Origin of the sequence: Subtercola boreus (assembly GCF_003399635.1) — a bacterium.
GTDB lineage: Bacteria > Actinomycetota > Actinomycetes > Actinomycetales > Microbacteriaceae > Subtercola > Subtercola boreus_B.
The window spans coordinates 1-22,811 of record NZ_NBXB01000021.1; the positions used below are offsets into that span (position 1 = coordinate 1).

Sequence of the window (22,811 nt, forward strand, 5' to 3'; positions counted from 1 at the left end):
AGGACACGCTGGACAGTGCGGTGGAAACCCGCGCTGAACGCGTTCGCGATCACCTTCGCCGACCGCTGGCCGGCAGCAGAAACCTACTAACCAAAAATGCTGGAAACACCGAAAACGTTACAGACCCGCCTTTGCGACGGAGGTGGGGATGTCGGTGTCCCGTCTCCGTCGCAGGGCTTCTGGTTAGGCGGGGCCGTTCCAGTTTTGGTCGGCGCCTCCGACGCAGTCGTAGATTTGGAGTTGTCTACCGTTCGTAGTGATTCCGCTGTCGAGGTCCAGGCATCGGCCGGTGGCCTGGTTGATGATGGTGTTGCTGTTTCCTTTGCTCCAGATCTGGGTGGTGCTGCCGGTGCAGGTTGCTGCGTCGACGAGGGTGTGGTTGGCAGTTTGGCCGGCGGGCGTTTCGACGCAGGTGCTGCCGGTGGTGAGGGTGCCGTTCGCATTCAGGGTGAAGGACTGGTTGGCGTGACCGTTGCAGTCCCAGAGTTGGATGCGACCGGACGCGACATCAAGGTCTACGCACTTGCTGGTGTTGTTCCAAGTGATTCGCCCGGTACTTCCGGCAGATGCGCTCGTCGGGCCGACCCAGCTTTGGTTTGCTGATCCGACGCAGTCATAGGCTTGCAGTTGGGTGCTGTTTGTGAAGTTGCTGCTGGGTAGGTCAAGGCAGCGTCCGGATGCTTGGTTGATGAGTGAGCCGAAGTTCCCTCTGGACCATTTCTGGTTGCTGCTGCCGGCGCAGGTCGCGGTTTGCAGGAGGGTGCCGTTGGCTGTTTGGCCGGGTGGTAGTTGCAGGCAGGTCCCGCCGGTGGTGATGGTTCCGTCGCTGTTCAGCAACCAGGCCTGGTTGGGATGGGCTTGGCAGTCGTAGATTTGTACTTTGTTGGTGGCGGTGTCGCGGTCGACGCATTTGGATTGCTGCGTGGTTGAGACGATTTCGTTGCTGGGTGCCCGGCCCTCGGGTGCGGGGGTCCAGGTCGACCCGATTCGGTAGAACGCGAGCGAGACGAGGTTCACGGTTCCGCCGTTGGAATAGAGATGTATGCCTTGGCTGGTGGGGGCGGAGTTGAAGTTGACGTTGTCGCTGACGACCATTTTGCCGTCGTTGCCGTAGACCTCGAGTTGTCCGCGGTCGACGAGCATCCGTACTTTGATGTGGTTGTTGCTGGTGGGCGGCATGGATTGGCCGTAGAGTGTTTGGGCGCCGACAGAGTAGGCGACGGTGTGGTCGCTGCTTCCGTCGGCGCGTTTGTGCAGTTGGAATCCGAAGTCGGTTGCGGTGGTGCCGGTGAGGTCGAATTCTGCTTGAATTTCGTAGGTGTCAGCGCTGATGCCCGCGAACGGGTCGTTCGCGCCGTTCGCGGTGATGGTGCTGGCGCCCCAGGTCTGGCTGCTGGAGTGAATGGTGCTGATTTCTGCGACGGGGTTCCTCGTGATGCGGATGCCTTCGGAGAAAGTTTTCAGTGCGATGTCGACGGGGAAGGAGGCGTTGCCGTTCCAGGTCACGCCTTGGTTCCCGGGCTGCCACGCCATTTGGACAATGCGGTTGTTGGGCATCTGGTTGAAGGTCTGTGCGGCATACCAGGTGGACGGTGAACTGTAGCCGGTTTGTGCCTTGTCCATTGTTTGCGGGGTGGCCCAGTCGGAGACGAAGACGCTGTTGGCGTCGAGTGAGCCGATCACGTAGCGGCCGCTGGCGTCTTGGAGCACCCATTTCTGGTTGCCGGTGTTGCCGTCGACGGGGAGCTGGTAGAGGTCGGGGCATTCGTACAGCCAGGAGCCTGCGTACCGTCCCACTGGGGTCCAGCTGAGCAGGTTCGTTGAGGTGTAGAACGTGGCGCCGTGACCGTTGCTTTCGTCGTATTCGGTGAGTACCCACCGGTTGTGGGCGGGGTCCCATTGCACTTTCGGGTCGCGGCTGGTCGATGTGGTAGTGATGACTCTTTGGCCGCCGTTATACATCTGGAAGGTTTTCGCGCCGTCGGTGCTGTACGCGATGCTGACACCGTTGGTGTTGGTGAAGAGCAGGATGGGGTCATCGCTGCCGTTTTTCAATCCGGTGACGTTGTTGACGTCGACCCATGCGGAGCCGGAGGCGAGGTCGGTGGCCGGGTGGACGCCCGGTTCTAAGGCGACGGGTTGCTGGGTCCAATGAACGAGGTCGGTGCTGGTGGCATGGCCCCAGTGAATGGTGCCGTGGGTGAGGTCGTGGGGGTTGTTCTGGTAGAAGAGGTGGTAGGTGCCTCGGTAGTAGACGGGCCCGTTCACATCGTTCATCCAGCCGTTCTGAGAGCTGAAGTGGAACTGCCCGCGTAGAGGTTCGGTGTAGTCGGTTGCAGCGTACGGGTATTCCGGGTAGTCGATGTTCGCGCCGGCTGAAGCACGTTGCGCCCCGCCGCCGAGCGTGACAACGAGGGTGAGGAGCATGGCCAGACAGGCCAGCAATGCGACGGCCCTTCGGTAGTGCCTGGGTTGGATGGTTCGGCGCATTGTCATTCTCACTTTCGTCGTTGAAACTGAATCGGTGCGGGCGTGCGGGAACGGACGTCTTCGGGGCCCGGCACTGCGGTGTGCGGGTTGGTTTCAGGCCCCGTGTCGGGTGGTGCCTTCGTGTTAGCTGGTGGCGGCGCCGGTCATGATCGCGACGGCGTCGGTCATGCTGTGGCTTTGGGGGGTGATGACGGCGGCGCGTTTGCCGAGGCGTTGGATGTGGATGCGGTCGGCGACGTCGAAGACCTGGGGCATGTTGTGGCTGACCAGGATGACGGGGATTCCCTCTTCGCGCAGGCGTTTGATGAGGTCGAGCACTTGGTTGGATTCGCGTACGCCGAGGGCTGCGGTGGGTTCGTCGAGGACGACGACTTTGGAGCCGAACGCGGCGGCGCGGGCGACGGCGACCGCTTGGCGTTGACCGCCGGAGAGGTTTTCTACAGGTACGGTGACGTCTTGCAGGGTGGAGATGCCTAGCCTGTCGAGCTCGCTTTTGGAATTCGCGCGCATCAGCTTCGTGTCCATCATCCGGAACAAGCTGCCGAGGATGCCCGCCTTTCGGAGTTCTCGGCCGAGGTAGAGGTTGGATGCGATATCGAGGGCGGGGGACACGGCGAGGCTCTGGTAGACGGTTTCTATGCCGGCGAGTTTGGCGTCTTGGGGGCGTTTGAACTGTACGTCGTTGCCCTGAAGGTTCAGGTGTCCTTCGTCGGGCACTTCGGCGCCGGTGATGCATTTGATCAGGGTCGATTTTCCGGCACCGTTGTCTCCGATCACGGCGAGTACTTCGCCGGGGAACAGTTCAAGGTCCACGCCGTCTAGGCCGACGACCCGGCCGTACGTTTTCACCAGTCCGGTTGCGCGAAGGGTCGGTTCTGCTGCGGTGGAACGTCCGGCGGGGATGCCGTGGCTGGTGAGGGTCATTTGCGTACCTTTCGGATCCACTGATCAAGCGCGACGGCGACAATGATGAGAACGCCGACCGCGAGGGTTTGATAGAGCACGTCAAGCCCAGCGAGGGCGAGACCGTTTCGGAATATGCCGACGATCAGTGCGCCGAGCAGTGATCCCCAGATCGTTCCGCGACCACCGAACAGGCTGGTGCCGCCGATGACAACGGCGGTGATGGAGTCGAGGTTGAGGTCTACGCCGGCGTTGGGGCTGGCGGCGTCTGCGCGGCCTATCTGAATCCACGCAGCAACGGCAACGATTGCGCCTGCGGCGATGTAGACGCTCAGAAGTACTCTGTTCACCCGAATGCCCGCGAGACGTGCTGATTCCTTATCGTCGCCGACCGCGTATACGTGCCTGCCCCACGCCGTTTTACTCATAATGAACGCCATGATCACGTACAAGATCAGCATCGTGACAACGCCGTAGGTGATACCGATTCCACCGATTTTGAAGGTGTTTCCGGTTGCGGTGATCAGATTGGGGAGGTCTTGGCCAACAACCGAGGCGCTGTGTGAATACAGCAAGTTCAAAGCGACGAAGATGTTCAGTGTGCCGAGAGTCACGATGAAGGGAGGAAGTTTCAGTCTGGTGACGAGTAGCCCATTCAGGGTGCCTGCGGCGAGTCCTACGACTAGGCCGAGAAGGAGGGCCAGCGGGGCGGGTACGTTGTTTTGGGTGGCTGTTTGCGCGATCACCATGGTGGCCATCACCATCATCGCGCCGACTGAGAGATCAATGCCGGCGGTGAGGATGATCAGGGTTTGGGCGATAGCGAGGGTGCCGACGACGGCGACCTGCTGGGTGATCAGGGAAAGATTGTTGGCGAGGAAGAATCGGGGGCTGATGATGCCGAAAACGATGACGGCGATGACCAGTACCAGCGCTGGGCTGAGCGCGGGGTAACGATGTAGAGCGTTTCTGACCCGGCTGAGGGGGGTGCTGCGGTCAAGGAATTCGGCGGCCAGATCGACCGGTTTCCGCTCGGCGGTGGGGTTTGGCCCGGTTTGGGTGGCGTTAGACACTGTTGCTCCTGAACTGCGTTGTTCGTGCGATGAGGGGGAAGGGCCAGGTGCACACGGGCGGCCTGGCCCTTCCTCTTGATTACTTGCCCCAGCAGGTGGTGGTGCCTTCGGCGCTGGTAATACTCGGCAACCCGGCGACGGGTTTGTCGGTGACGAGTTTGGATCCGGTGTCGAAGAAGTCCAGCCCATTTGTGGTCGTGGGCTTCACCCCGGTGGTTGCGAGCTTGACGATAGCGTCCATGCCGAGCTGCGCCATCTGCGACGGGTACTGCTGGCTGGTTGCACCGATGATGCCCTGAGTGACCTGGCCCACTCCCGTGCACCCGCCGTCGATGGCGACCAGCAGAACACTTTGGTCTTTGCCGGCCGCTTTCAAGGCCTGGTACGCGCCGTACGCCGCGGGTTCATTGATGGCGTACACGACATTGATATCCGGGTTCTTCGACAGCAGCGTCTCCATCGCAGTACGGCCATCAGCCTGGTCACCGTTGGACGCTGCGTTGCCCGCGATGACGTAGTCGCCGCCGGTACCGCCGGTGTACGTACCGGTGGGCGCCTCATCACCGTTCTTCTTCGCATCGTTGACCGGGATTCCCATGCCGGTCAAAAAGCCCTGATCGCGGTTGTAGTCCACCGAGACGACCTGGTTGGCGAGATCATCGATCAGACCGATGACCGCCTTCTTGCCGCCGAGCTGCCCAGCTGTCCACGCCCCGATTGCTTTGCCGGCAGCGAAGTTGTCGGTAGCGAAGGTGATATCGACCGTGTCTGCCGGGTCAGGCGGAGTGTCCAGAGCGATGACATAGAGCCCGGCGCTTCGGGCTTTCTCGATCGCGCTGTTGACGGTGGAGTCGACGGGGGTGATCAGGATGCCTTTGTCGCCCCGGGAGACGGCGTCTTCGATGGCCTGGATCTGTGTCGCTGAGTCGCCGTCTTTGGTGCCTGCGGCGAGCGTCAACGACACGTTGCCGCTCTTGGTCGCTTCAGCTTTGGCCGCGTCTTCCATGGCGACGAAGAACGGGTTCGTGGTCGTTTTCACGATCAACGAAATCCCAACTGGTCCAGAGTCAGCGGTTCCTGTGGCGCCCGCGGTACCCGTGCCGCTGGAACATCCAGCTAACGTCAAGGAGACGATGGCGCTGACGGCGCCGAGCGCAAAGATCGTTTTGCGGCGGCTGCGGAAAATGGTGTGATTCAACATTGAACTCCCTCAGTGTGTGGAACATCAATGAAAATGACATCGATGTCAAATGACAGGTCTACCCTACGTTTTCGATTGAGTCAATTCAGTTTCAGAAACTTTCACGAATCGTGATCGAGCGCCGGGGCGGCCACGGTGGCTGGTTGCGGTTCGGGTTGCGAAGCAGGCTGCGACGCGCCGAATCGATCTCCGTGGGTCGATCAGCGGGCGGTGTATCCGCCGTCAATCGGCAACGACACTCCGGAGATCATGGCGGCGGCGTCGCTGAGCAGGAAGACGATGGGGGCCGCGATGTCGTCTTCGGTCGCCCATCGGCCAAGCGGCATTTGGGAAAGGAAGGGTCCTTCGATTTCGGGTAGGCCCCAATAGAACGCGGACATGTCGGTCATCACTACGGTGGGGTTCACACTGTTTACGCGGATGCCGTACTGCCCGAGTTCCAGCGCGGACACGCGGGTGATGTTATCCAGCGCCGCTTTGGATGAGCCATAGGAGATATGTCCGGTCAGCGCCACGAGACTGGCTTGGCTGGACACATTCACAATCGCTCCGCCTTTGCCGAGTCGGATCATCGAGGCGGCCGCGTACTTGGTCACCAGCAGGCTGCCGCGGGCATTGATACTGATGACCTTGTCGAACACATCAATGTTCGTGTCGGTCGGGCTGGCGATTTCACCGCCGTACCCCCCGCAGTTCACGACTCCCCAGAGGTCCAGCCCGTCGAGGGCATCTCTGACGCTGTCTTCGGATGTCAAGTCGAACGGTAGGGTCTGGCAGCCGGTCGCTTCGGCCAGCGCGTCGAGTGCTTCGATCGATCGGCCACTCGCGATGACGTTCGCGCCGGCCGCAACCAGGTGTCTGACGGTGGCTCCGCCGATACCGCCGCTGGCGCCGGTCACTAGAATGCTGCGTCCGTTGAAATCTGTCATGGTGATTCTCTTTCGTCGTTTGGACTGATGGTTCGTGGACAGCGCTGCGTGGTCGGGCGCCAGCCGGGTGCTAGTGTACTCAGAAATCGGATCAAATTGACATCGATGACATTTTGGGTTTAGCGTCGACCCGTCGGGTTGGTTCGAAGGTCTGCGGCAGCATCTCTGCTTCGGCATTCTGACCGACGCACGTCACTGCTGACGTGAGCATCGGCGACGACGAGATGACGGAGACACATACCATGGAAGCTCGGATGAGCCAGCGCCCTGTTGGGCACGGGCCGGTATCGGCGCGGTTGAACGTGGAGGAGCTCGCGGTCCGGGCCCGGCAGATGATCGTGCCGGGGCAGAGGCGGATATTGGGAATCACAGGCTCGCCCGGGGCAGGTAAGTCGACGGTCTGCGCTCGGCTGGTTGGTGCGTTGGCAGGCGATGCTGTGCTGGTGGGAATGGACGGCTTTCATCTGGCCAATGCCGAATTGGAGCGTTTGGGTCGGGCGGACCGGAAAGGTGCCCCGGACTCGTTCGATTCTTTCGGTTTCGCGGCGCTACTGGTCCGGCTCAGGAGCGCTACGGAGACCGTATACGCCCCGTACTTTGACCGCGGGATCGAGGAATCGATCGGTAGCGCCGTACCTGTTGACCCGTGGGTGCCGTTGATCATCACCGAGGGCAACTACCTCCTCTTCCAGGACGACGGCTGGCAGAGCGCGGGCGCTGCCCTTGATGAGATCTGGTATCTGGACGTACCTGATGACGTCAGAGCGGCCCGACTGGTGCTCCGCCATCAAGCCTTCGGGCGTTCGCCCGCAGACGCAGAGCGCTGGGTGCAGACGGTGGATCAAAAAAACGGCGAAAAGATTGGCGCCACGAAAGAGCGCGCCGACCTCATCATCGACCTGGTCGGCTAGCCGAACCCGCGCATCCGAACCAAACACTCACCTCGACCGGAACAGAGCACCCATGACCACCTTTTCGACATCCCCAGATTCCTTCCTCTCCACACTCGGGGAGGTGCTTCGATGACGGCGCCGACATCGTCGTCGATACGGTTGACGGGCTCCACCCTTGCCCGCATTGGTTCGAGAGTCGCAACACCCGCGTATGACAGGGCAAGCATCAGCATCGGCGTTGTGCACTTCGGCGTCGGATCGTTTCATCGCTCGCACGAGGCAATGTTCCTGGACCGGTTCTTCAATGCCGGGGGAGACCCGTCCTGGGGAATTTGCGGGGTGGGACTGTTGCCGCAGGATGCCCGGATGCGCGACGTGCTCACGCGGCAAGACGGCCTGTACACGCTGCTCCTTCGTGAACCGGAAGGCGCGGTGACGGCGCGGGTGATCGGCTCGATCACCCGGTACCTGTTCGCGCCCGATGACCCGGGGAAAGTTCTGGACACACTGGTCGCACCGAGCACTCGGATCGTTTCGCTGACGGTCACCGAAGCCGGGTATAGCGTGAACGACGCGACGGGTCTGTTCGACGCGACTGGTGAAAATACCCGCGCGGAACTTCGGGAAGGCGCGGCGCCCGTCACGGTGTTCGGGTTTCTCACCGAAGCTCTCCGCCTGCGGAGGGAGAACGGAACCGCACCGTTCACGGTGATGTCCTGCGACAACATTCCAGGAAATGGCCGGATTGCGCGGACTGCGTTGGTGTCCTTCGCCCGACTGAAGAACCCGGAGCTTGCCGAGTGGATCGAAGCATCAGTATCGTTTCCGAGTTCAATGGTCGACCGGATCACGCCCACTACTACCGATGAGGTGCGCGCCGAAGTCGCCCGCGAATACTGGATCGAGGACGAATGGCCGGTGGTCGCCGAATCGTTCGAGCAATGGGTCCTCGAAGACTCCTTCCCCGCCGGTCGGCCCGCGTTTGAGCGTGTCGGCGTGCAACTGGTGACGGATGTCGAACCCTACGAACGGATGAAGCTGCGCCTCTTGAACGCCAGCCACCAGGCCATGAGTTATCTCGGGATCCTCGCCGGGCACCTCTTCGTGCACGATGCACTCTCTGACCCGGCGCTTTCACAATTCGTCTCCGGTTACATGCTGTCAGAAGCCACCCCCACGCTTCATCCGGTACCCGGCGTCGACCTCGCGGAATACCGACGCCAGCTGATCACCCGATTTTCCAGCCCCGCGGTCGCAGATACTCTGGCCCGCCAAGTCGTTGACGGGTCCGAGCGGATCCAAAAGTTTTTACTGCCCGTGCTCCGGGACCAACTCGAAGCTGGCGGCAGCATCGACCATCTCGCATTGATCATCGCAGGCTGGAGCCGGTTCCTGGAACGCAACGATGAAGACGGGCGCCCGCTGCCCGTCCAAGACCACCGGGCGCTGGTTGTCGTCCCCGCGGCACGAGCCGAGCACGAAACCCCAGGCGCATTGCTGGATGTTCGAGAGGTGTTCGCTGATCTCGGTGAGAATCAGCGATTCCGCACCGCCTACCTCCTTGCCCGCGGCCGACTCCAGAGCGGCGGCGTTCACTACGCTCTCGGTGAGCTTGGAACGGCTGCCCAGTGACTCTGCTGCTTCGAATAGCCAGCGTTGCGGCGGAAACCATCGCACCTCACATCCGGAGCGACACCGACAACACTCGTTCTTCTACTTCTCGTCCGCCCCGTGCTGGACGCACCGCCCCGTGCCTGCAATGCTGGCCAAATCTTGAAGGACAACACCTGATGCCTCTCACCGCCAGCCCCACCCAAGCATTGACCGAGGCGGGAGTCAGTATCTGGTTGGACGACCTCTCCCGGCACGCCATTGACGCCGGCACCTTGGATACGTTGATCGTTACCCGAAACGTCACCGGGGTGACGACGAACCCCACAATCTTCGCCGCAGCGTTGTCGGGAAGTAGCGCCTACGACCGACAGTTGCAGCTTCTTGCCAACCGAGGCAGCGAGGTGAAAGAGGCGGTGTTCGAGATTACGACGGATGATGTCGTCAGCGCCTGTGACACGTTCCGGCCGATCTATGACAAGACCGGAGGAGTCGACGGCCGGGTCTCGATCGAGGTCGCACCCGCGCTCGCCCATGACGGGCCAGGAACCGCCCGGGAGGCTGCGAAACTGCACGCGAAAATCGGTCGGCCGAACCTGCTGATCAAGATACCGGCAACGCGGGCAGGGTTGGACGCCATCACCGCAGTGACCGCCGTCGGAATCAGCGTGAATGTGACCCTGATCTTCAGCCTGCAACGCTATCGAGACGTTATTGCGGCATACCTCGCGGGCTTGGCGAAAGCCGAAGCTGCAGGACTGGATCTGGCCGAGATTCACTCGGTGGCATCCTTTTTCATTTCCCGCGTCGACACCGAGATCGATAGTAGGCTCCGCCAGCTCGGCACCGCCGAAGCGTTGAAGTTGACCGGTTTGGCTGGGATCGCGAACGCCCGTCTCGCCTATGAAGTGTACGAGCACTCTTTCTCGGAGCCTGGAGCGGTACGGCTGCTGAAGGCCGGTGCGAACCGGCAGCGCCCCCTGTGGGCTTCTACCGGGGTCAAAAGTCCGCATCTGGCCGATACCGCCTACGTCACCGAACTCATCGCGCCCGGCGTGGTGAACACCATGCCCGCGGCCACGCTTGATGCCACGTTTGATCACGGCGATGTGCGAACCGATACCATCCGGGCCGGCTACACCAATGCTCGCGCCGTGCTGGGCGCCCTCGCTGCCGTCGGCGTCGATTACGACGACGTCACCGCGACGCTGGAACAAGAGGGAATCGAGAAATTCACCGCATCCTGGGACGAGCTCTGCCAGACCGTTGCTGCCGCCCTCACCCGACTGACAACATAAGCTGCGATGTACCGCCCCCGAGTTGTTCGGGCACAACCCCGGAGCTAGCGGCCGCGGGCCGCTGCCGCCTCGCCCACAAATTCTGCTGACGATGCCCTTTCGATGAGATCGGCGGTGAACACGTTTCGGCGGCGGTACCGTTTCGTCGGCTCGTCAAGGCGGGCGAACAGCCGTTCGGCGGCTGCCCGGCCGAGACGTTCGGGATTTTGATCAACGACCGTCACCGACGGTTGCAGCGCAGCCGCCATGGGAAAATCTCCGAAACTCACCAACGCCACCCTGGGCTGGTTCAGTTGTTGCAAGGTGGGGAAGATCTCCTGAGACGTTCGGGAGTTGGACGAGAACACCGCGGTCGGGGAATCGTTGGAACTCAGCAACGCAGCAATCAGCTCGCTCGCGTTCTCCGGTTCCGTCAGTAACACCCGCTCGGGCCTTCGCGGAATTCCCGCAGCCGCCAATGCTTCCCGATAACCCTCGAGCCGACGCCTCGTGGTTATGACGTTCTCTGAGTCGCCGATGAACGCGATATCGGTGTGGCCGTGCTGCAAGAGGTGCTGCACGGCGGCGTGGGCGGCGCCTTTATCATCTTCGACGAAGAGGTCGGCGGCAATATTTGCTGGCTCCCGGTCCACAAAGACCAGTGGGACATTCACTAACCATTTCGCCAAGTAGCTCTGATCGTTGCTGATCGGCGCGATGATGAACCCGTCCATCTGACGGCGCAGCAACGCTTCGACGATTGGTTGTTCGCGGTCGGCATCGTGCCCCAAGCTCGTCACCGCGATTGCATGCCCGTTCCGCTGGGCCACCTGGTCAATCGCCCGAATGATCGATGCGAAAAAAGGATCACCAAGATCGGGAACCGCGATGGCGAGCACCGACGCTTTCCCCTCCCGGAACGTGCGTGCCAGCATATTCGGAACATAGTTCAACTCGGCCATGGCCGCATTTACTCGATCCCGTTTCGCCGGAGAGACATGCAATTCGTCGTTGAAGACCCTGGACACTGTCTTCGCGCTCACCCCGGCAAGCTTGGCAACATCTTGCATCGTACTCATGCTGTGACCTTTCCCGTCAACTCGGCACCGGCGGCGGGTGCTGCTGAAACATACCCGTCGCGACACCAATTGATCTCAGTTCTATCTGACACCGATGACAACAGCAATTGACATCGATGTCATTCTGCGTCTAGCATCGGAACACGTCAGATCCAGTCTCAGTGATGATGCTGAATCGCTTCTCGGCCCAGGAGCAGGAGTGTCTCCTGGCAACCCAGGGTCCGAATTCCAGTCGTTTTACAGCGCAACGCCAGGCGGCCGATCTCTTAGAAGGAACCAAACCAATGAGCCATGAAACCATGCAGCGTGTCGTCGTGCGAACCGGTGAGATCGCGTTGATCGAAACCGACAAACCTGCACCTTTGCCTGCGGAGGTGTTGGTGGAAACAACAGTCACCGGTGTCTGCGGGTCTGACACGCATGCTGCGGCCGGGCATCATCCGTTTGTGCCGTTGCCTTATTTCCCCGGTCACGAAGTTGTCGGAATCGTGCGCGAGATCGGCGCGGAGGTGACCGGGGTCGCCGTCGGTGACCATGTCACAGTGGAACCCACGCTGCCGTGCTGGACGTGCAAAATGTGCACCACGAATCGCAGCAACCTGTGCGAAAACCTGCGTTTCTTCGGTTGCGGTTATGAGCAGGGCGGGATGGCCGACTTCTTCACCATTCCCGCGAACCGCATCCACGTCGTGCCTGGCGGGATGTCCGACCTGCAGGCAGCACTGATCGAACCGCTCTCCACCCCGGTGCATGCCGTGCGGCTCAGCGGGGGAGTGGCAGGAAAGAAAGTCGCCATCATCGGCGCAGGAACGATCGGTCTGCTCGTGCTCGCAGCGGCCCGCTACGCCGGAGCAGAAACCATCGTGATGACCGACATGTTAGAAAGCAAACGGGTCCGGGCGCTTCGGCTTGGCGCTGACGCAGTCATCGACGCCGCCCGTGCTGATGTCGTGTCGGCGATCCGCGCGGAACTCGGCGAGAGCGCCGATGTGGTCTTTGACTGCGTCTCGATTCAATCCACCGTCGACCAGGCCATTCAGCTGGCGCTGAAGGCCGGCACGGTGATGATCGTCGGGGTGCCGGCCAAACCAGTCAGCGTTGCGCTGCCTCAAATCCAGGACTTGCAGGTCCGCATCCAAGGCAGCGCCACCTACATGCCCGAGGACTACGCCTTGGCCACCGAAATCATCCAGGCCGGAAAAGTTCGCGTCGAGGACTTCATCACAGCCCAATACCGATTCGCTGACGTCGCCGAAGCCTTCGCCGCGTCCGCCGCAGGCGAAGAGGTGAAAGTCGTTCTCACCCGACAGATCGAGAGCGAATGGCGATCCACCTAAACGTGACAGTAACGGGTCACGAAACAACCACGATGCTCCCGCACCCGCCCCTAGAAGATCCGATTGGAAAGAACAGCTGTGACTCACCTGTCTACCGAAACTTTGCATCAGCTCGCTCCAGAAACCGTCATACCAACTTATGACCGAAGCGCCGTGCGGGTCGGGATCGCGCACTTCGGGGTGGGCAACTTTCATCGCAGCCACGAAGCCGTCTATGTCGATCGTTGCCTGCACCTTCCCGGTAACGAAGGTTGGGGCATTGTGGGCATCGGGATCAGCGACACCGCCGCATCACGCGAGAAAGCGGCCGCCTTCCACCGGCAAGATGGCCTCTATACCCTCACCGAATTCGCCCCCGACGGGAGCTCGCACTCCCGGGTAATCGGCTCGATCGTTTCCTACCTGCATGCCCCAACCAACCCTGAAGCAGTTCTTGACCAGCTCACCGAGCCAAACGTGCGGATCGTTTCACTGACAATCACCGAGGGCGGATACAACCTCGACGAATCGACCAAAGAATTCGTTCTCACCAACCCGGACGTGCAAGCCGATCTCGCAGGAAACCCGCCCCGCACCGTCTTCGGATTCATTGCCACCGCGCTCGCCCGCCGCCGCGCCAACGGCATAGAGCCGTTCGCAGTGATTTCCTGCGACAACCTCCGCCACAACGGCGATACTGCGAGAAAGGCTATCCTCGGTTACGCTGCCGCCATCGATCTGGACCTGGCCGCCTGGATCGCTGAGCATGTTTCATTCCCGAACGCGATGGTTGACCGGATCGCCCCCTACGTCAGTGCAACAGACCGGGACAGGCTGAACAGCGCGACCGGGGTTGAGGACCTCATCCCTGTGATGAGCGAAAGCTACCTGCAATGGGTGCTGCAAGACCACTTCCCAGCAGGCCGCCCAGACCTGGGTGATGTCGGCGTGCAACTGCGTGAAGACGTCACCCTCTTCGAGACTGTCAAAGGCCGCCTGCTGAACGCTTCGCACGTTTTGTTGTCCTACCCGGCACTTTTGATGGGCTACCGCCTCGTGCACGACGCGATGGCCGACCAGGGGCTGCGGGGCCTCTTGGACATTTTCATGGAACACGACGTGCTGCCCCTGTTGATCGAACCAGAAGGCGTGTCACTTCCGGACTACAAAAACCTCATCCTTGACAGGTTCGCGAACCCCGCAGTCGGCGATCAACTGATCCGCATCGCCACCGACGGGTCAGCCAAAATCCCGGTCTTTCACAGCCAAACAATCACCGAGCTGATCAACGGAGGAAAAGTGCTAGAACGCGAAGCGTTCCTGTTCGCATGCTACGACCGTTACCTTGCCGGAACCGACGACAACGGCGAACCTTTGGGCACCACCGAGCCCTCACTCAGCAGAAACGACCGGGACGGGCTCGATGCGGCCGACGGACTCGGACTCCTCAGAGTCGCCGCGTTCAGCACCCTTGATTTGCCGAACAGCCCCTCATTTGTTTCGTCGTACATTCATCTTCGCGCCAGCATCGCGCGCGACGGAACTACCAAAACCCTGTCAACCATGCTCGGAAGCGTGTGACCACCAAGCTGCGCCGAGCCCCGTACTTCAGAAAAGAAAAGCCATGACAGTCGACCTCTACGCAGAATTCACCGTCCATGACGGCCACGAGGATCGGGTCGCCACCATGATGCATGAACTCACCAAGAACGTGCGTGCTGAGCCCGGCAATCTCTTGTTCCTCCCGTACACCCTCGCCACCAATCCACGGCAATACTTCGTCCTGGAACGATACACGGACGACGCCGCGTTCCATGAACATCTTGCTGCGCCGTACGGGTCAGCCTTCAACAACGAAATCGGCACCCACATCACAACCGAAACGACAAACTTAACCAGCCTCACCGACTTCCTCACCAGCCTCAGCCGCCTCCAGCCAAGACCCTGCTGTTGATGAGATGGCCTACGGGAAGCGGACGCGCGAGGCATCCAGACCGTCGGGATGGACGACCTGCGCCAGGCGTCTGGAGTGTCGCTCAAGAGTCGGTACAGCATTTTCCTCGAAGTCATCAACGCCTTCGGGGAACTGAGAGCCGTGTGCAGCCAGGACGCTCATCAGCGTGAACACCGGAACGCCCGTGGATGCGGTCGGAGTCTGAAGCCGGTTAGCTCACCAGCCGGTTAGCTCACCAGCCGGGTAGCTCACGCAGAGGCGGAAGACGCCCCTGGCCGGGTCAGGCCAGCCCGACCATCCGCTCGCTCGCGTCCCAGAGGGCAGCCGCCAAGGCAGGGTCATACGCCTGCTTCGTCGCCTTCTGGATCTTGCGGCGCTCGTAGTACTCACCGGGCACCCAGTCGGCGCCGGGCTCGGTGGTCGCCAGCCAGACCAGCGTGTCGCTGCCTTTCTCCGGGCTCATCATCAGGCGACCGAGCACGGTGCGGTAGACGAAACGGAGGTTCGACGTCGAGCCGGCCGCGAAGCTGGTGCCGACGATTCCGGGGTGGAATGCCGCGGTTCGGATGCCCGCGCTCCCGTGCCGCTTCTGCAACTCCCGGGTGAACAGGATGTTCGCGAGCTTGGCATTGCCGTAGGCGAGGTTCGGCCGGTACTTCTTCTCCAGGTTCAGGTCGTCGATGTCGATCTTGCCGTAGAGGCTGTTCGCGATGCTCGCGGTGTTGATGACGACACCCTTAGAGTGCTCGAGGCGCTCGAGCAGGAGGTTCGTCAGCAGGAAGGGAGCGAAGTGGTTGACCTGCATCGTCTTCTCGAGACCGTCGATCGTCACCTCTCGCTCAGACAGGAGACCGCCCGCGTTGTTGGCGAGCACGTCGATACGGTCGTGGTTCGCGAGCAGCGAGGCGGCGAGTGAGCGCACGTCATCGAGTTTCGCGAAGTCGGCGACGTAGAACGGCACTGCGAGCTCGTCGGCGATGGCCTTCGTTTTCGCGGGGGAGCGCCCCACGATCACGACGTCGTCTCCGCGCCGTTTCAGGGCCCGGGCGGCCGCGGCACCGATGCCGTCGCTTGCACCCGTGATGACGACTGTTCTCTGGGGCATGAATCTCTCCTCGAGGGGCGACCTGCCGGGGCCGCGCGGTTGCGCATCCGGTTCATCTCCATTGTCGCCGATCGCCGATGCACCCAGTGTTCACACGGCGGGCCTCCCCGAAACACGACCGTATTCCGCATGAAACCAAGCCGAAACAGCCGCGACTTTGACTTGACTGCATGGCCCCCACCACCTCAGACGCCCACCGGCACATCGGTGTTCTCCCGGCGTATCCATTCTATGGTGGCCCGGCGATCAACCCCGATACGACGGCGCGGGCGACGATCTCCGAGTTCATGGCCGATGTGGATGCCGAACAGACCGATCGCGCCCTGGTGCTGCCGAACTACGGGGTGCCGCTCGCGTCGGCGGCCTTTGATCTGAACCCGCTCGCCATCGAGGCGGCCCAGCAGAACGAGCGGATCGTCTGCGGGTTGTGGGTGTCACCCCGGCCCGAGGACATCCTGCTTACCGAAAACGCCCTGAAGCTGGCCGGGGAGCAGGGCGTGCGGGCACTGAAGACGAGCTTTCTGCTGGGCGGCAGCGCCACCGATGAGGCCTGCGCTTCCGCACTCGACCGCATCTTCGAAACCGCGAAGCTGCATGACCTCGTGGTGCACGTGCACACCTCGCCGGGCGGTGCATCCGACATCGATCAGGTCGGCACACTTGTCGAGAAGTACGGCGACGATGTGAAGATCCACCTCGTGCACCTCGGCGGCGGCATGAGTGGCAACCTGAAGCTCATCGGCGGCCGCCTCTTCGACTGGATCGCGGCCGGCAAGAAGGTCTACACCGACACCAGCTGGACGATCGGATTCGCCCCACGCTGGCTGGTGCAGGAGATCGAGCGACGGGGGTTCGGCGAAGACCGGATCCTGTTCGCCAGCGACGCCCCGTGGGGCGACCACGAGGGTGAGTATGCCCGCATGCACGCCGCGGTGAAGGACACCGAACTCGCAGACCTCTTTCTGCGCGAGAACTTCGCAACGCTCTACGCCTGAACACCGCACGCCTGAACACCGCACGCCCGAACACCGCACGCCTGAACTATGCACGCCTGAAGCTCCACCCAACCCCGAAGGAGAAACACCGTGTCAGACGACATCGAAACCACCATCACCGAGAACATCGCCACGTCGATCGGCGAGATCGCCCACCCGTCGCTCCCGAAGGGCAGCAACATCTACGGGTCGACGAAGATCTTCCCCGACTACCAGGCCGAGCCCGGCCAGTCGTACTTCACGCTCGTGCACGGCATCGCGCACGAGTCATCCGTGAGCTTCGTGGCGATCCTGCAGGCGACCCGTGCACTTCGCAAGGGGTTCGAGTCGGCGATCTACTTCTACGGCCCCGGCGCGATGAACGCGATGGCCACCCGCGGCTTCCCGACCACCGGCGACAGCGCCTTCCCGGGTGAGCAGAACATCAACGGCTCGCTCGAGACGTTCATCAAGGAGGGCGGCCGGGTCTTCGTCTGCCGCTTCGGCCTGTCGCTGCACGGCCTCCGCGAGGAAGACCTGATCGAGGGCGCCATTCCGGCCCACCCGCTCGATGTTCAGGACGCCCTCATCCACTACGCCCGAAAGGGCGCCATCATCAACTCGACCTACAACTTCTAGGCCGAGCATGTCCAACGCCCTCTCCACCCGAGTGGATGTCGCGATCCGCGGCATCCGGGTCGATGCTCCTGTCACACGGCAGGCCGGTGCCGGCCCGAGCGACGACGCGCACGTCATGTTCGGTGGCGAGCAGGCGGCCATCCCGCAGAATTCGAACAGCCCGTATCTCGTGAAGAACGGTCGGCTGCTTCTGGATGGTGCGGACATGGGTCTCGACGTCGTGCCGGTCACCCGGCCGAAGTTCTACGACCTCTCGACCGCCGATGGCGTCTCGTACGAGCAGATCGCCAGGCTCCACGGCGCGAACGTGCTCGCCACGACGGTCGTGCAGACGTGCATCCGATACGGCGAGACCGACCGCTGCCGGTTCTGCGCGATCGAGGCGTCGCTGCGCTCGGGTTCGACGATCGCGGTCAAGACGCCGGCGATGATCGCCGAGGTGGCGCTCGCCGCGTACGAGCTCGACGGCATCCAGCAGATGGTGATGACGACGGGCACCTCGAACGGCAAGGATCGGGGTGCAAAACATCTCGCCCGCTGCGTTCGCGCCGTTCGCGCGGTGCTGCCCGACCTGCCCATCCAGGTGCAGTGCGAGCCGCCCGGCGACCTCGCGACGATCACCGACCTCTACGAGGCGGGGGCACGGTCCATCGGCATCCACGTCGAGTCGATGGATGACGACGTCAGGGCGAAGTGGATGCCCGGCAAGAGCTCGGTCACCCTCGACGAGTACCGCGCGGCCTGGCGTGAGGCCGTGCGCGTGTTCGGCCACAACCAGGTGTCGACCTATCTGCTCGTGGGGATGGGTGAGGATCCGGACGAGATGGTGGCCGGCGCGCAGGAGCTCATCGACATGGGGGTGTATCCGTTCGTCGTGCCGTTCCGACCGTTGAAGGGCACGCTCGCCACCGATGTCGACCACGTTCCCGCGCCGAACCGGCTCGTGCTCGAGGACATCTCGCGCCGGGTCGGGGCGTCGCTGGTGGCGGCCGGGATGCACGGGGCCGACCAGCAGGCCGGCTGTGCGGCCTGCGGTGCGTGCAGCATCCTGAAGACGGCTGGCGCCTGATGAGCGTCGACGTCCCGTTCCTGACGGGGGCGCCGCGGGCGGTGCCCTCCGGGGTCGCCGCCGCTCCGGTGCCCTACCTGGTGCATGAGGCCGACGCCGCCGAGGTGCAGGCGTACCGGTTGCTCCGCCGCGAGACGTTCGTCGAGGAGCAGGGGCTGTTCGAGGGGCACGATCTCGACGAGCTCGATCTCGATGCGCGCACCGTCGTGCTGGTCGCGCGGGCCGCCGACGGCACGGTGCTCGGCGGGGTGCGGCTCGCCCCGGCGACGCCCGACGTCGACCTCGGCTGGTGGACGGGCTCCCGCCTGGTCGTCGCCCGTGCCGCACGGGGTCAGCTCGGCATCGGCCCGGCGCTCGTGCAGGCCGCGTGTGCTCACGCCGAGGCCCGTGGGGTGCTCCGGTTCGAGGCGACGGTGCAGCCGGCAGCCGAGCGGATGTTCGCAAGACTCGGTTGGGAACGGATCGGTGAAGCGACCGTCGCCGGCGCCCCGCACGTGAGACTCCGCTGGCCGATCGGGCGGATCCAGCGGGCATCCGACTCCGCGAAGGCGCACCTGGAGGCGCTGCTCGACCCGTTCGGCGGCTGGGTGAACGCGCATCCTCTCTCCCTCGGCGGGCCCGACTACGTGGGCGACGACGGTGCGCCCGTACCCGGCACCGACGTGATCGCCGCGTGCGACGCCATCCTGCCGGCGATGGTGGAGCGCGACCCCGAGTGGGCGGGCTGGTGCGCGATCCTGGTGAATTTGAACGACATCAGCGCGATGGGGGCGACGCCCGTGGGCGTGCTCGACTCGCTCGGTGCCCGCGACGCCTCCTTCGCCCGGCGCATCATGGCAGGCCTCCGCAACGCGACCGAAGCGTGGGGCGTGCCGGTGCTCGGTGGGCACACGCAGCTCGGGGTGCCCGCGTCGCTCAGCGTGACGGCGCTTGGCCGCACCTCTGCTCCCGTGCGGGGTGGGGGCGCCCGCGCCGGGCACGCCCTGACGGTGACCGCCGACCTCAGCGGAGGCTGGCGGCGCGGGTACGAAGGTTCCCAGTGGGATTCGACGTCGGGCCGTTCGGGCGCTGAGCTCCGTGCACTCAGCGCGCTGGTGCCGACCGCCCGGCCCGCCGCTGCGAAGGACATCAGCATGGCCGGCCTTGTCGGCACGATCGGCATGATGGCTGAGGCATCCGGTGTCGGGGCCGAGGTGAGCGTTGCCGACATCCCGCGGCCGGAAGCTGCCGGGATGGCCGACTGGATGACGTGCTTCCCCGGGTTCGGGATGGTGACGGCCGACGCGCCCGGCGCCGGACGGATGGCGGCGGCGCTCACTGCCGCGGGTGACCGGGCTGCGGGCGCGGGTGCGGGCAGCGCGGGTCGTGCAGGTTCCGCCGAGCATCCACCCCTCGCCACCTCGGCCGAGTGCGGCACCATGACACACCAGCGGGGCGTCCGCCTGCGCTGGCCTGACGGCGAACTGACGACGGTGGTCGACTCCACGGTCACCGGATTGGGACGAGCATGACGAACGCAGTGCGCGTCGGGGCGGTGGCCGAGAACTTCGGCCGCGACCTCGAGCAGAACTACCTCCTGATCGGGGCCCTGCTCGCTGAGGCGCGGGCCCTGGGCGTCGCGCTGCTCGCCCTGCCCGAAGCCGCACTCGGCGGATACCTGTCGAGCCTCGGCGGGGGGCGGGATGTTGCGGCAACACTGAAACGTCGTCCCGACTCGCTGCCGCCGGCGCTCCGTCTCGACGGGCCGGAGCTCGCCCGGGTGATCGCGATGGCCGGCGACGTCGTCGTGGTCGTCGGGTTCTGCGAGGCAGACGGCGACCTCCGCTACAACACCGCTGTGGCGCTCGACGGCACGGGCGTGCTGGGGGTGCATCGCAAGGTGCACCAGCCGCTCGGTGAGAACATGTCGTACGCCGCGGGGACCGACTTCGAGGCCTTCGACACTCCCGTCGGCCGCATCGGCCTGCTGATCTGCTACGACAAGGCGTTCCCCGAGGCCGCCCGATCGCTCGCCCTCGACGGCGCGGAGATCGTGGTGTGCATCTCGGCCTGGCCGGCCTCCCAGACCGCCTCGAGCGACGACCTCAGCGAGGACCGCTGGACGAAACGCTTCAACCTCTTCGACCAGGCCCGCGCACTCGAGAACCAGATCGTCTGGGTGGCGTCGAACCAGAGCGGCACGTTCGGTTCGCTGCGGTTCGTGTCGAACGCGAAGGTGGTCGGGCCGGGTGGCGACATCCTCGCCACCACGGGCACGGCGAGCGGGATGGCCGTGGCCTCCGTCGACGTGGCCGAGCTGCTCGGCACCGCGCGCCGCTCGATGTTCCACCTGCGCGACCGGATGCCCGCGACCTACCGCGTCGTCGAGCCGCCTGCCGCCGCCCCGCCCGCCGCCTCCCCGCCCGTCGGCGCCGCCACACCCACCGACGCCGAGGCCGTTTCCGCCACCCCCGCCGCTGCCGAGCGGACCGTTATTCAGGCACGGGACACCGACGCGTTCGTATCCGAGCCGGAGGTCACCCATGCCTGAAATGACGTTCACCGTGCGCTGGCCCGACGGTAGCGTGGCCGACTGCTACTCGCCGTCGTTGGTCATGCACGACCACCTTCTCGTGGGCGAGAGCTACCCGCTCGCCGAGTTCGTCTACCGCACGAATACCGCTCTCGATCTGGCAAGCGAACGGGTGCGGGCCAAGTACGGATTCGAATGCACGTCGGCCCGGCAGCAGCAGAGCGAGATCGCGGTGGTTGCGTCGCGCTTCGCCGCGGCTCCGGATGCCCGCGTCGAGGTTCTCGCGATGGTGCCGCCGCTCGGGGTGAACCCGTGAACGGGGAGAGCCGGTCATCCGGAGCCCCCGGCGCGACCGATGCTGCGCCAGCGCCGGAGCACCACACCGTCGTCATCATCGGGGCCGGCCAGGCCGGGCTCTCCGCAAGTTGGCACCTCACGCAGCAGGGCATCGAGCATGTGCTCCTCGAACGCGGCACGATCGCGCACGAATGGAAAGATGGGCGCTGGGACAACTTCACCCTCGTCACCCCGAACTGGCAGTGCAGGCTGCCGGGCTACGAGTACGCGGGTGACGACCCCGAGGGGTTCATGAAGCGCGACCTCGTCCACGACTTCGTACGCGAGTATGCACAGCTCTTCGGCGCGCCCGTGCGCGAGAACGTCTCCGTCGACCAGCTCACCGAGGGTGCCGCCGGCGGGTTCTCGCTCAGCACCTCGGCGGGGCCGATGACGGCTGACAACGTGATCGTCGCCACCGGTGGGTACCACAGGCCGATCATCCCGGCCTCGGCGGAACGCCTGCCGCCGTGGATCACCCAAGTGCACTCCTCGGAGTACAAGAACGCCGCCGCGTTGCCGCCCGGGGCCGTGCTGGTCGTCGGCACCGGCCAGTCGGGCGCCCAGATCGCCGAAGACCTGCACCTCGAAGGACGGAAGGTGCATCTCGCAGTGGGTGGCGCCCCGCGCGCCCCGCGCTTCTATCGGGGCCGCGACAGCCTCGACTGGCTGGACGCGATGGGCGTCTACGACATCCCCGTCGAGCTCCAGCCCGGCGGGCTCGCCGCGCGCGAGAAGACGAACCACTACTTCACCGGTCGCGACGGCGGGCGGGACGTCGACCTCCGCCAGTTCGCGCTCGAAGGTATGAGGCTCTACGGCCGGCTGAAGTGCGCGAACGGGACCTCGCTGCAGTTCGCGCCCAACCTGGCGACGTCGCTCGACTACGCGGACTCCGTGGCCGAGTCGATCAAGAACGACATCGACCGCTACATCGTGCGGGAGGGGATCGAGGCACCCACCGAGGCGCGGTATGTCCCGGTGTGGCGTCCACCGTTCGAAGCCACCGAACTCGACCTGGCCATCAACGAGGTGTCGACCATCATCTGGTCGATCGGCTACCGGGCCGACTACAGCTGGATCCGGGTCGGCGTGTTCGACGGGGTCGGCCAGCCGACGCACACGCGGGGCGTGACGGGGATTCCGGGGCTCTACTTCCTCGGGCTGCCGTGGCTGCACACGTGGGGTTCCGGCCGGTTCGCGGGCATCGCGCGCGATGCGGAGTACGTGGCGGGGGCGATCGGTGGCGCGCTGGGCGGGTCGGGTGCTGTGGCGACCGGCGCGACGGTGGCGGGTACGGCGAAGGTGGCGGGTGCGGCGAAGGCGGCGGGAGCGGTGGCTGGCGGCGCGATGGCAGCGAGTGCGGCACCGGATGTCGCGGGGGCGCCCACTTTGGCGCGGCAGACGGTCCCCTCCGCAGCGGGAGCCTGACGGGCATCCGCTCGCTCGT

The 22,811-nt window shown here is 63.9% G+C and carries 20 protein-coding genes; 13 read left to right on the forward strand and 7 right to left on the reverse strand.

Annotated elements, in window-relative coordinates:
• Nucleotides 1–183: 183 nt before the first annotated feature.
• The 5 genes from B7R22_RS06985 to B7R22_RS07005 all read right to left on the reverse strand — a co-directional run bounded on the left by B7R22_RS06985 (nucleotide 184) and on the right by B7R22_RS07005 (nucleotide 6,596).
• Complete coding sequence (locus tag B7R22_RS06985) at nucleotides 184–2,490, reverse strand: ricin-type beta-trefoil lectin domain protein (protein ID WP_216363416.1); 2,307 nt, start codon at nucleotides 2,488–2,490, stop codon at nucleotides 184–186.
• 123 nt (nucleotides 2,491–2,613) lie between these two features.
• Complete coding sequence (locus tag B7R22_RS06990; RefSeq protein ID WP_116411063.1) at nucleotides 2,614–3,414, reverse strand: ATP-binding cassette domain-containing protein; 801 nt, start codon at nucleotides 3,412–3,414, stop codon at nucleotides 2,614–2,616.
• A complete protein-coding gene (locus B7R22_RS06995) occupies nucleotides 3,411–4,466 on the reverse strand; it encodes an ABC transporter permease (RefSeq protein WP_253258932.1) in 1,056 nt (351 codons plus the stop codon). The genes B7R22_RS06990 and B7R22_RS06995 overlap by 4 nt, the downstream gene beginning before the upstream one ends.
• A gap of 79 nt (nucleotides 4,467–4,545) precedes the next feature.
• Complete coding sequence (locus B7R22_RS07000) at nucleotides 4,546–5,667, reverse strand: substrate-binding domain-containing protein (RefSeq protein WP_116411065.1); 1,122 nt, start codon at nucleotides 5,665–5,667, stop codon at nucleotides 4,546–4,548.
• A gap of 200 nt (nucleotides 5,668–5,867) precedes the next feature.
• Nucleotides 5,868–6,596 carry an SDR family oxidoreductase gene (locus B7R22_RS07005; RefSeq protein WP_116411066.1) on the reverse strand — a complete coding sequence of 243 codons (729 nt, stop codon included), beginning with the start codon at nucleotides 6,594–6,596 and terminating at the stop codon, nucleotides 5,868–5,870.
• Nucleotides 6,597–6,799: 203 nt separating this feature from the next.
• Here B7R22_RS07005 and B7R22_RS07010 point away from each other — a divergent pair, with 203 nt between their 5' ends.
• The 3 genes from B7R22_RS07010 (at nucleotide 6,800) to tal (ending at nucleotide 10,398) form a co-directional block, all read left to right on the forward strand.
• Nucleotides 6,800–7,507 (forward strand): nucleoside/nucleotide kinase family protein, encoded by a 708-nt coding sequence (locus tag B7R22_RS07010; RefSeq protein ID WP_253258933.1) that lies wholly within the window; start codon nucleotides 6,800–6,802, stop codon nucleotides 7,505–7,507.
• Nucleotides 7,508–7,618: 111 nt separating this feature from the next.
• Nucleotides 7,619–9,121 (forward strand): mannitol dehydrogenase family protein, encoded by a 1,503-nt coding sequence (locus B7R22_RS07015; RefSeq protein WP_116411067.1) that lies wholly within the window; start codon nucleotides 7,619–7,621, stop codon nucleotides 9,119–9,121.
• 158 nt (nucleotides 9,122–9,279) lie between these two features.
• A complete protein-coding gene (tal, locus tag B7R22_RS07020; protein WP_116411068.1) occupies nucleotides 9,280–10,398 on the forward strand; it encodes a transaldolase in 1,119 nt (372 codons plus the stop codon).
• 44 nt (nucleotides 10,399–10,442) lie between these two features.
• Here tal and B7R22_RS07025 read toward each other — a convergent pair whose 3' ends face one another.
• Nucleotides 10,443–11,456, reverse strand: coding sequence for a LacI family DNA-binding transcriptional regulator (locus B7R22_RS07025; protein WP_116411069.1), 1,014 nt, complete (start codon nucleotides 11,454–11,456; stop codon nucleotides 10,443–10,445).
• A gap of 164 nt (nucleotides 11,457–11,620) precedes the next feature.
• On the opposite strand from B7R22_RS07025, the gene B7R22_RS07030 reads away from it, so the two are divergent.
• The 3 genes from B7R22_RS07030 (at nucleotide 11,621) to B7R22_RS07040 (ending at nucleotide 14,726) form a co-directional block, all read left to right on the forward strand.
• Nucleotides 11,621–12,793, forward strand: a complete 1,173-nt coding sequence (locus tag B7R22_RS07030) for a zinc-dependent alcohol dehydrogenase (RefSeq protein ID WP_253258938.1) — start codon at nucleotides 11,621–11,623, stop codon at nucleotides 12,791–12,793.
• Between the two features lie 78 nt (nucleotides 12,794–12,871).
• Nucleotides 12,872–14,353 carry a mannitol dehydrogenase family protein gene (locus B7R22_RS07035; RefSeq protein WP_216363417.1) on the forward strand — a complete coding sequence of 494 codons (1,482 nt, stop codon included), beginning with the start codon at nucleotides 12,872–12,874 and terminating at the stop codon, nucleotides 14,351–14,353.
• A 43-nt stretch (nucleotides 14,354–14,396) separates the two neighbouring features.
• Nucleotides 14,397–14,726: a putative quinol monooxygenase gene (locus B7R22_RS07040; RefSeq protein WP_116411071.1), complete on the forward strand. Its 330-nt coding sequence runs from the start codon at nucleotides 14,397–14,399 to the stop codon at nucleotides 14,724–14,726.
• Between the two features lie 280 nt (nucleotides 14,727–15,006).
• Here the strand turns inward: B7R22_RS07040 and B7R22_RS07045 are convergent, their stop codons facing one another.
• Nucleotides 15,007–15,831 (reverse strand): SDR family NAD(P)-dependent oxidoreductase, encoded by an 825-nt coding sequence (locus tag B7R22_RS07045; protein ID WP_116411072.1) that lies wholly within the window; start codon nucleotides 15,829–15,831, stop codon nucleotides 15,007–15,009.
• A 170-nt stretch (nucleotides 15,832–16,001) separates the two neighbouring features.
• Between B7R22_RS07045 and B7R22_RS07050 the strand changes: the two genes are divergently transcribed.
• The 7 genes from B7R22_RS07050 (at nucleotide 16,002) to B7R22_RS07080 (ending at nucleotide 22,792) form a co-directional block, all read left to right on the forward strand.
• Nucleotides 16,002–16,826, forward strand: coding sequence for an amidohydrolase family protein (locus B7R22_RS07050; protein ID WP_116411073.1), 825 nt, complete (start codon nucleotides 16,002–16,004; stop codon nucleotides 16,824–16,826).
• A gap of 90 nt (nucleotides 16,827–16,916) precedes the next feature.
• Entirely contained in the window at nucleotides 16,917–17,444 is a 528-nt protein-coding gene (locus B7R22_RS07055; RefSeq protein WP_116411074.1) for an MSMEG_0572/Sll0783 family nitrogen starvation response protein, read from the forward strand.
• Between the two features lie 7 nt (nucleotides 17,445–17,451).
• On the forward strand, nucleotides 17,452–18,513 hold the full coding sequence (locus B7R22_RS07060) for an MSMEG_0568 family radical SAM protein (RefSeq protein ID WP_116411075.1): 1,062 nt from the start codon (nucleotides 17,452–17,454) through the stop codon (nucleotides 18,511–18,513).
• On the forward strand, nucleotides 18,513–20,024 hold the full coding sequence (locus B7R22_RS07065; RefSeq protein WP_116411076.1) for an MSMEG_0567/sll0787 family protein: 1,512 nt from the start codon (nucleotides 18,513–18,515) through the stop codon (nucleotides 20,022–20,024). Before B7R22_RS07060 ends, B7R22_RS07065 begins: the two co-directional genes overlap by 1 nt.
• On the forward strand, nucleotides 20,021–21,043 hold the full coding sequence (locus tag B7R22_RS07070; protein WP_116411077.1) for a carbon-nitrogen hydrolase family protein: 1,023 nt from the start codon (nucleotides 20,021–20,023) through the stop codon (nucleotides 21,041–21,043). Before B7R22_RS07065 ends, B7R22_RS07070 begins: the two co-directional genes overlap by 4 nt.
• Nucleotides 21,036–21,341, forward strand: a complete 306-nt coding sequence (locus tag B7R22_RS07075) for an MSMEG_0570 family nitrogen starvation response protein (protein ID WP_116411078.1) — start codon at nucleotides 21,036–21,038, stop codon at nucleotides 21,339–21,341. Before B7R22_RS07070 ends, B7R22_RS07075 begins: the two co-directional genes overlap by 8 nt.
• Nucleotides 21,338–22,792 carry an MSMEG_0569 family flavin-dependent oxidoreductase gene (locus B7R22_RS07080; protein ID WP_172582254.1) on the forward strand — a complete coding sequence of 485 codons (1,455 nt, stop codon included), beginning with the start codon at nucleotides 21,338–21,340 and terminating at the stop codon, nucleotides 22,790–22,792. The genes B7R22_RS07075 and B7R22_RS07080 overlap by 4 nt, the downstream gene beginning before the upstream one ends.
• Nucleotides 22,793–22,811 lie beyond the last annotated feature (19 nt).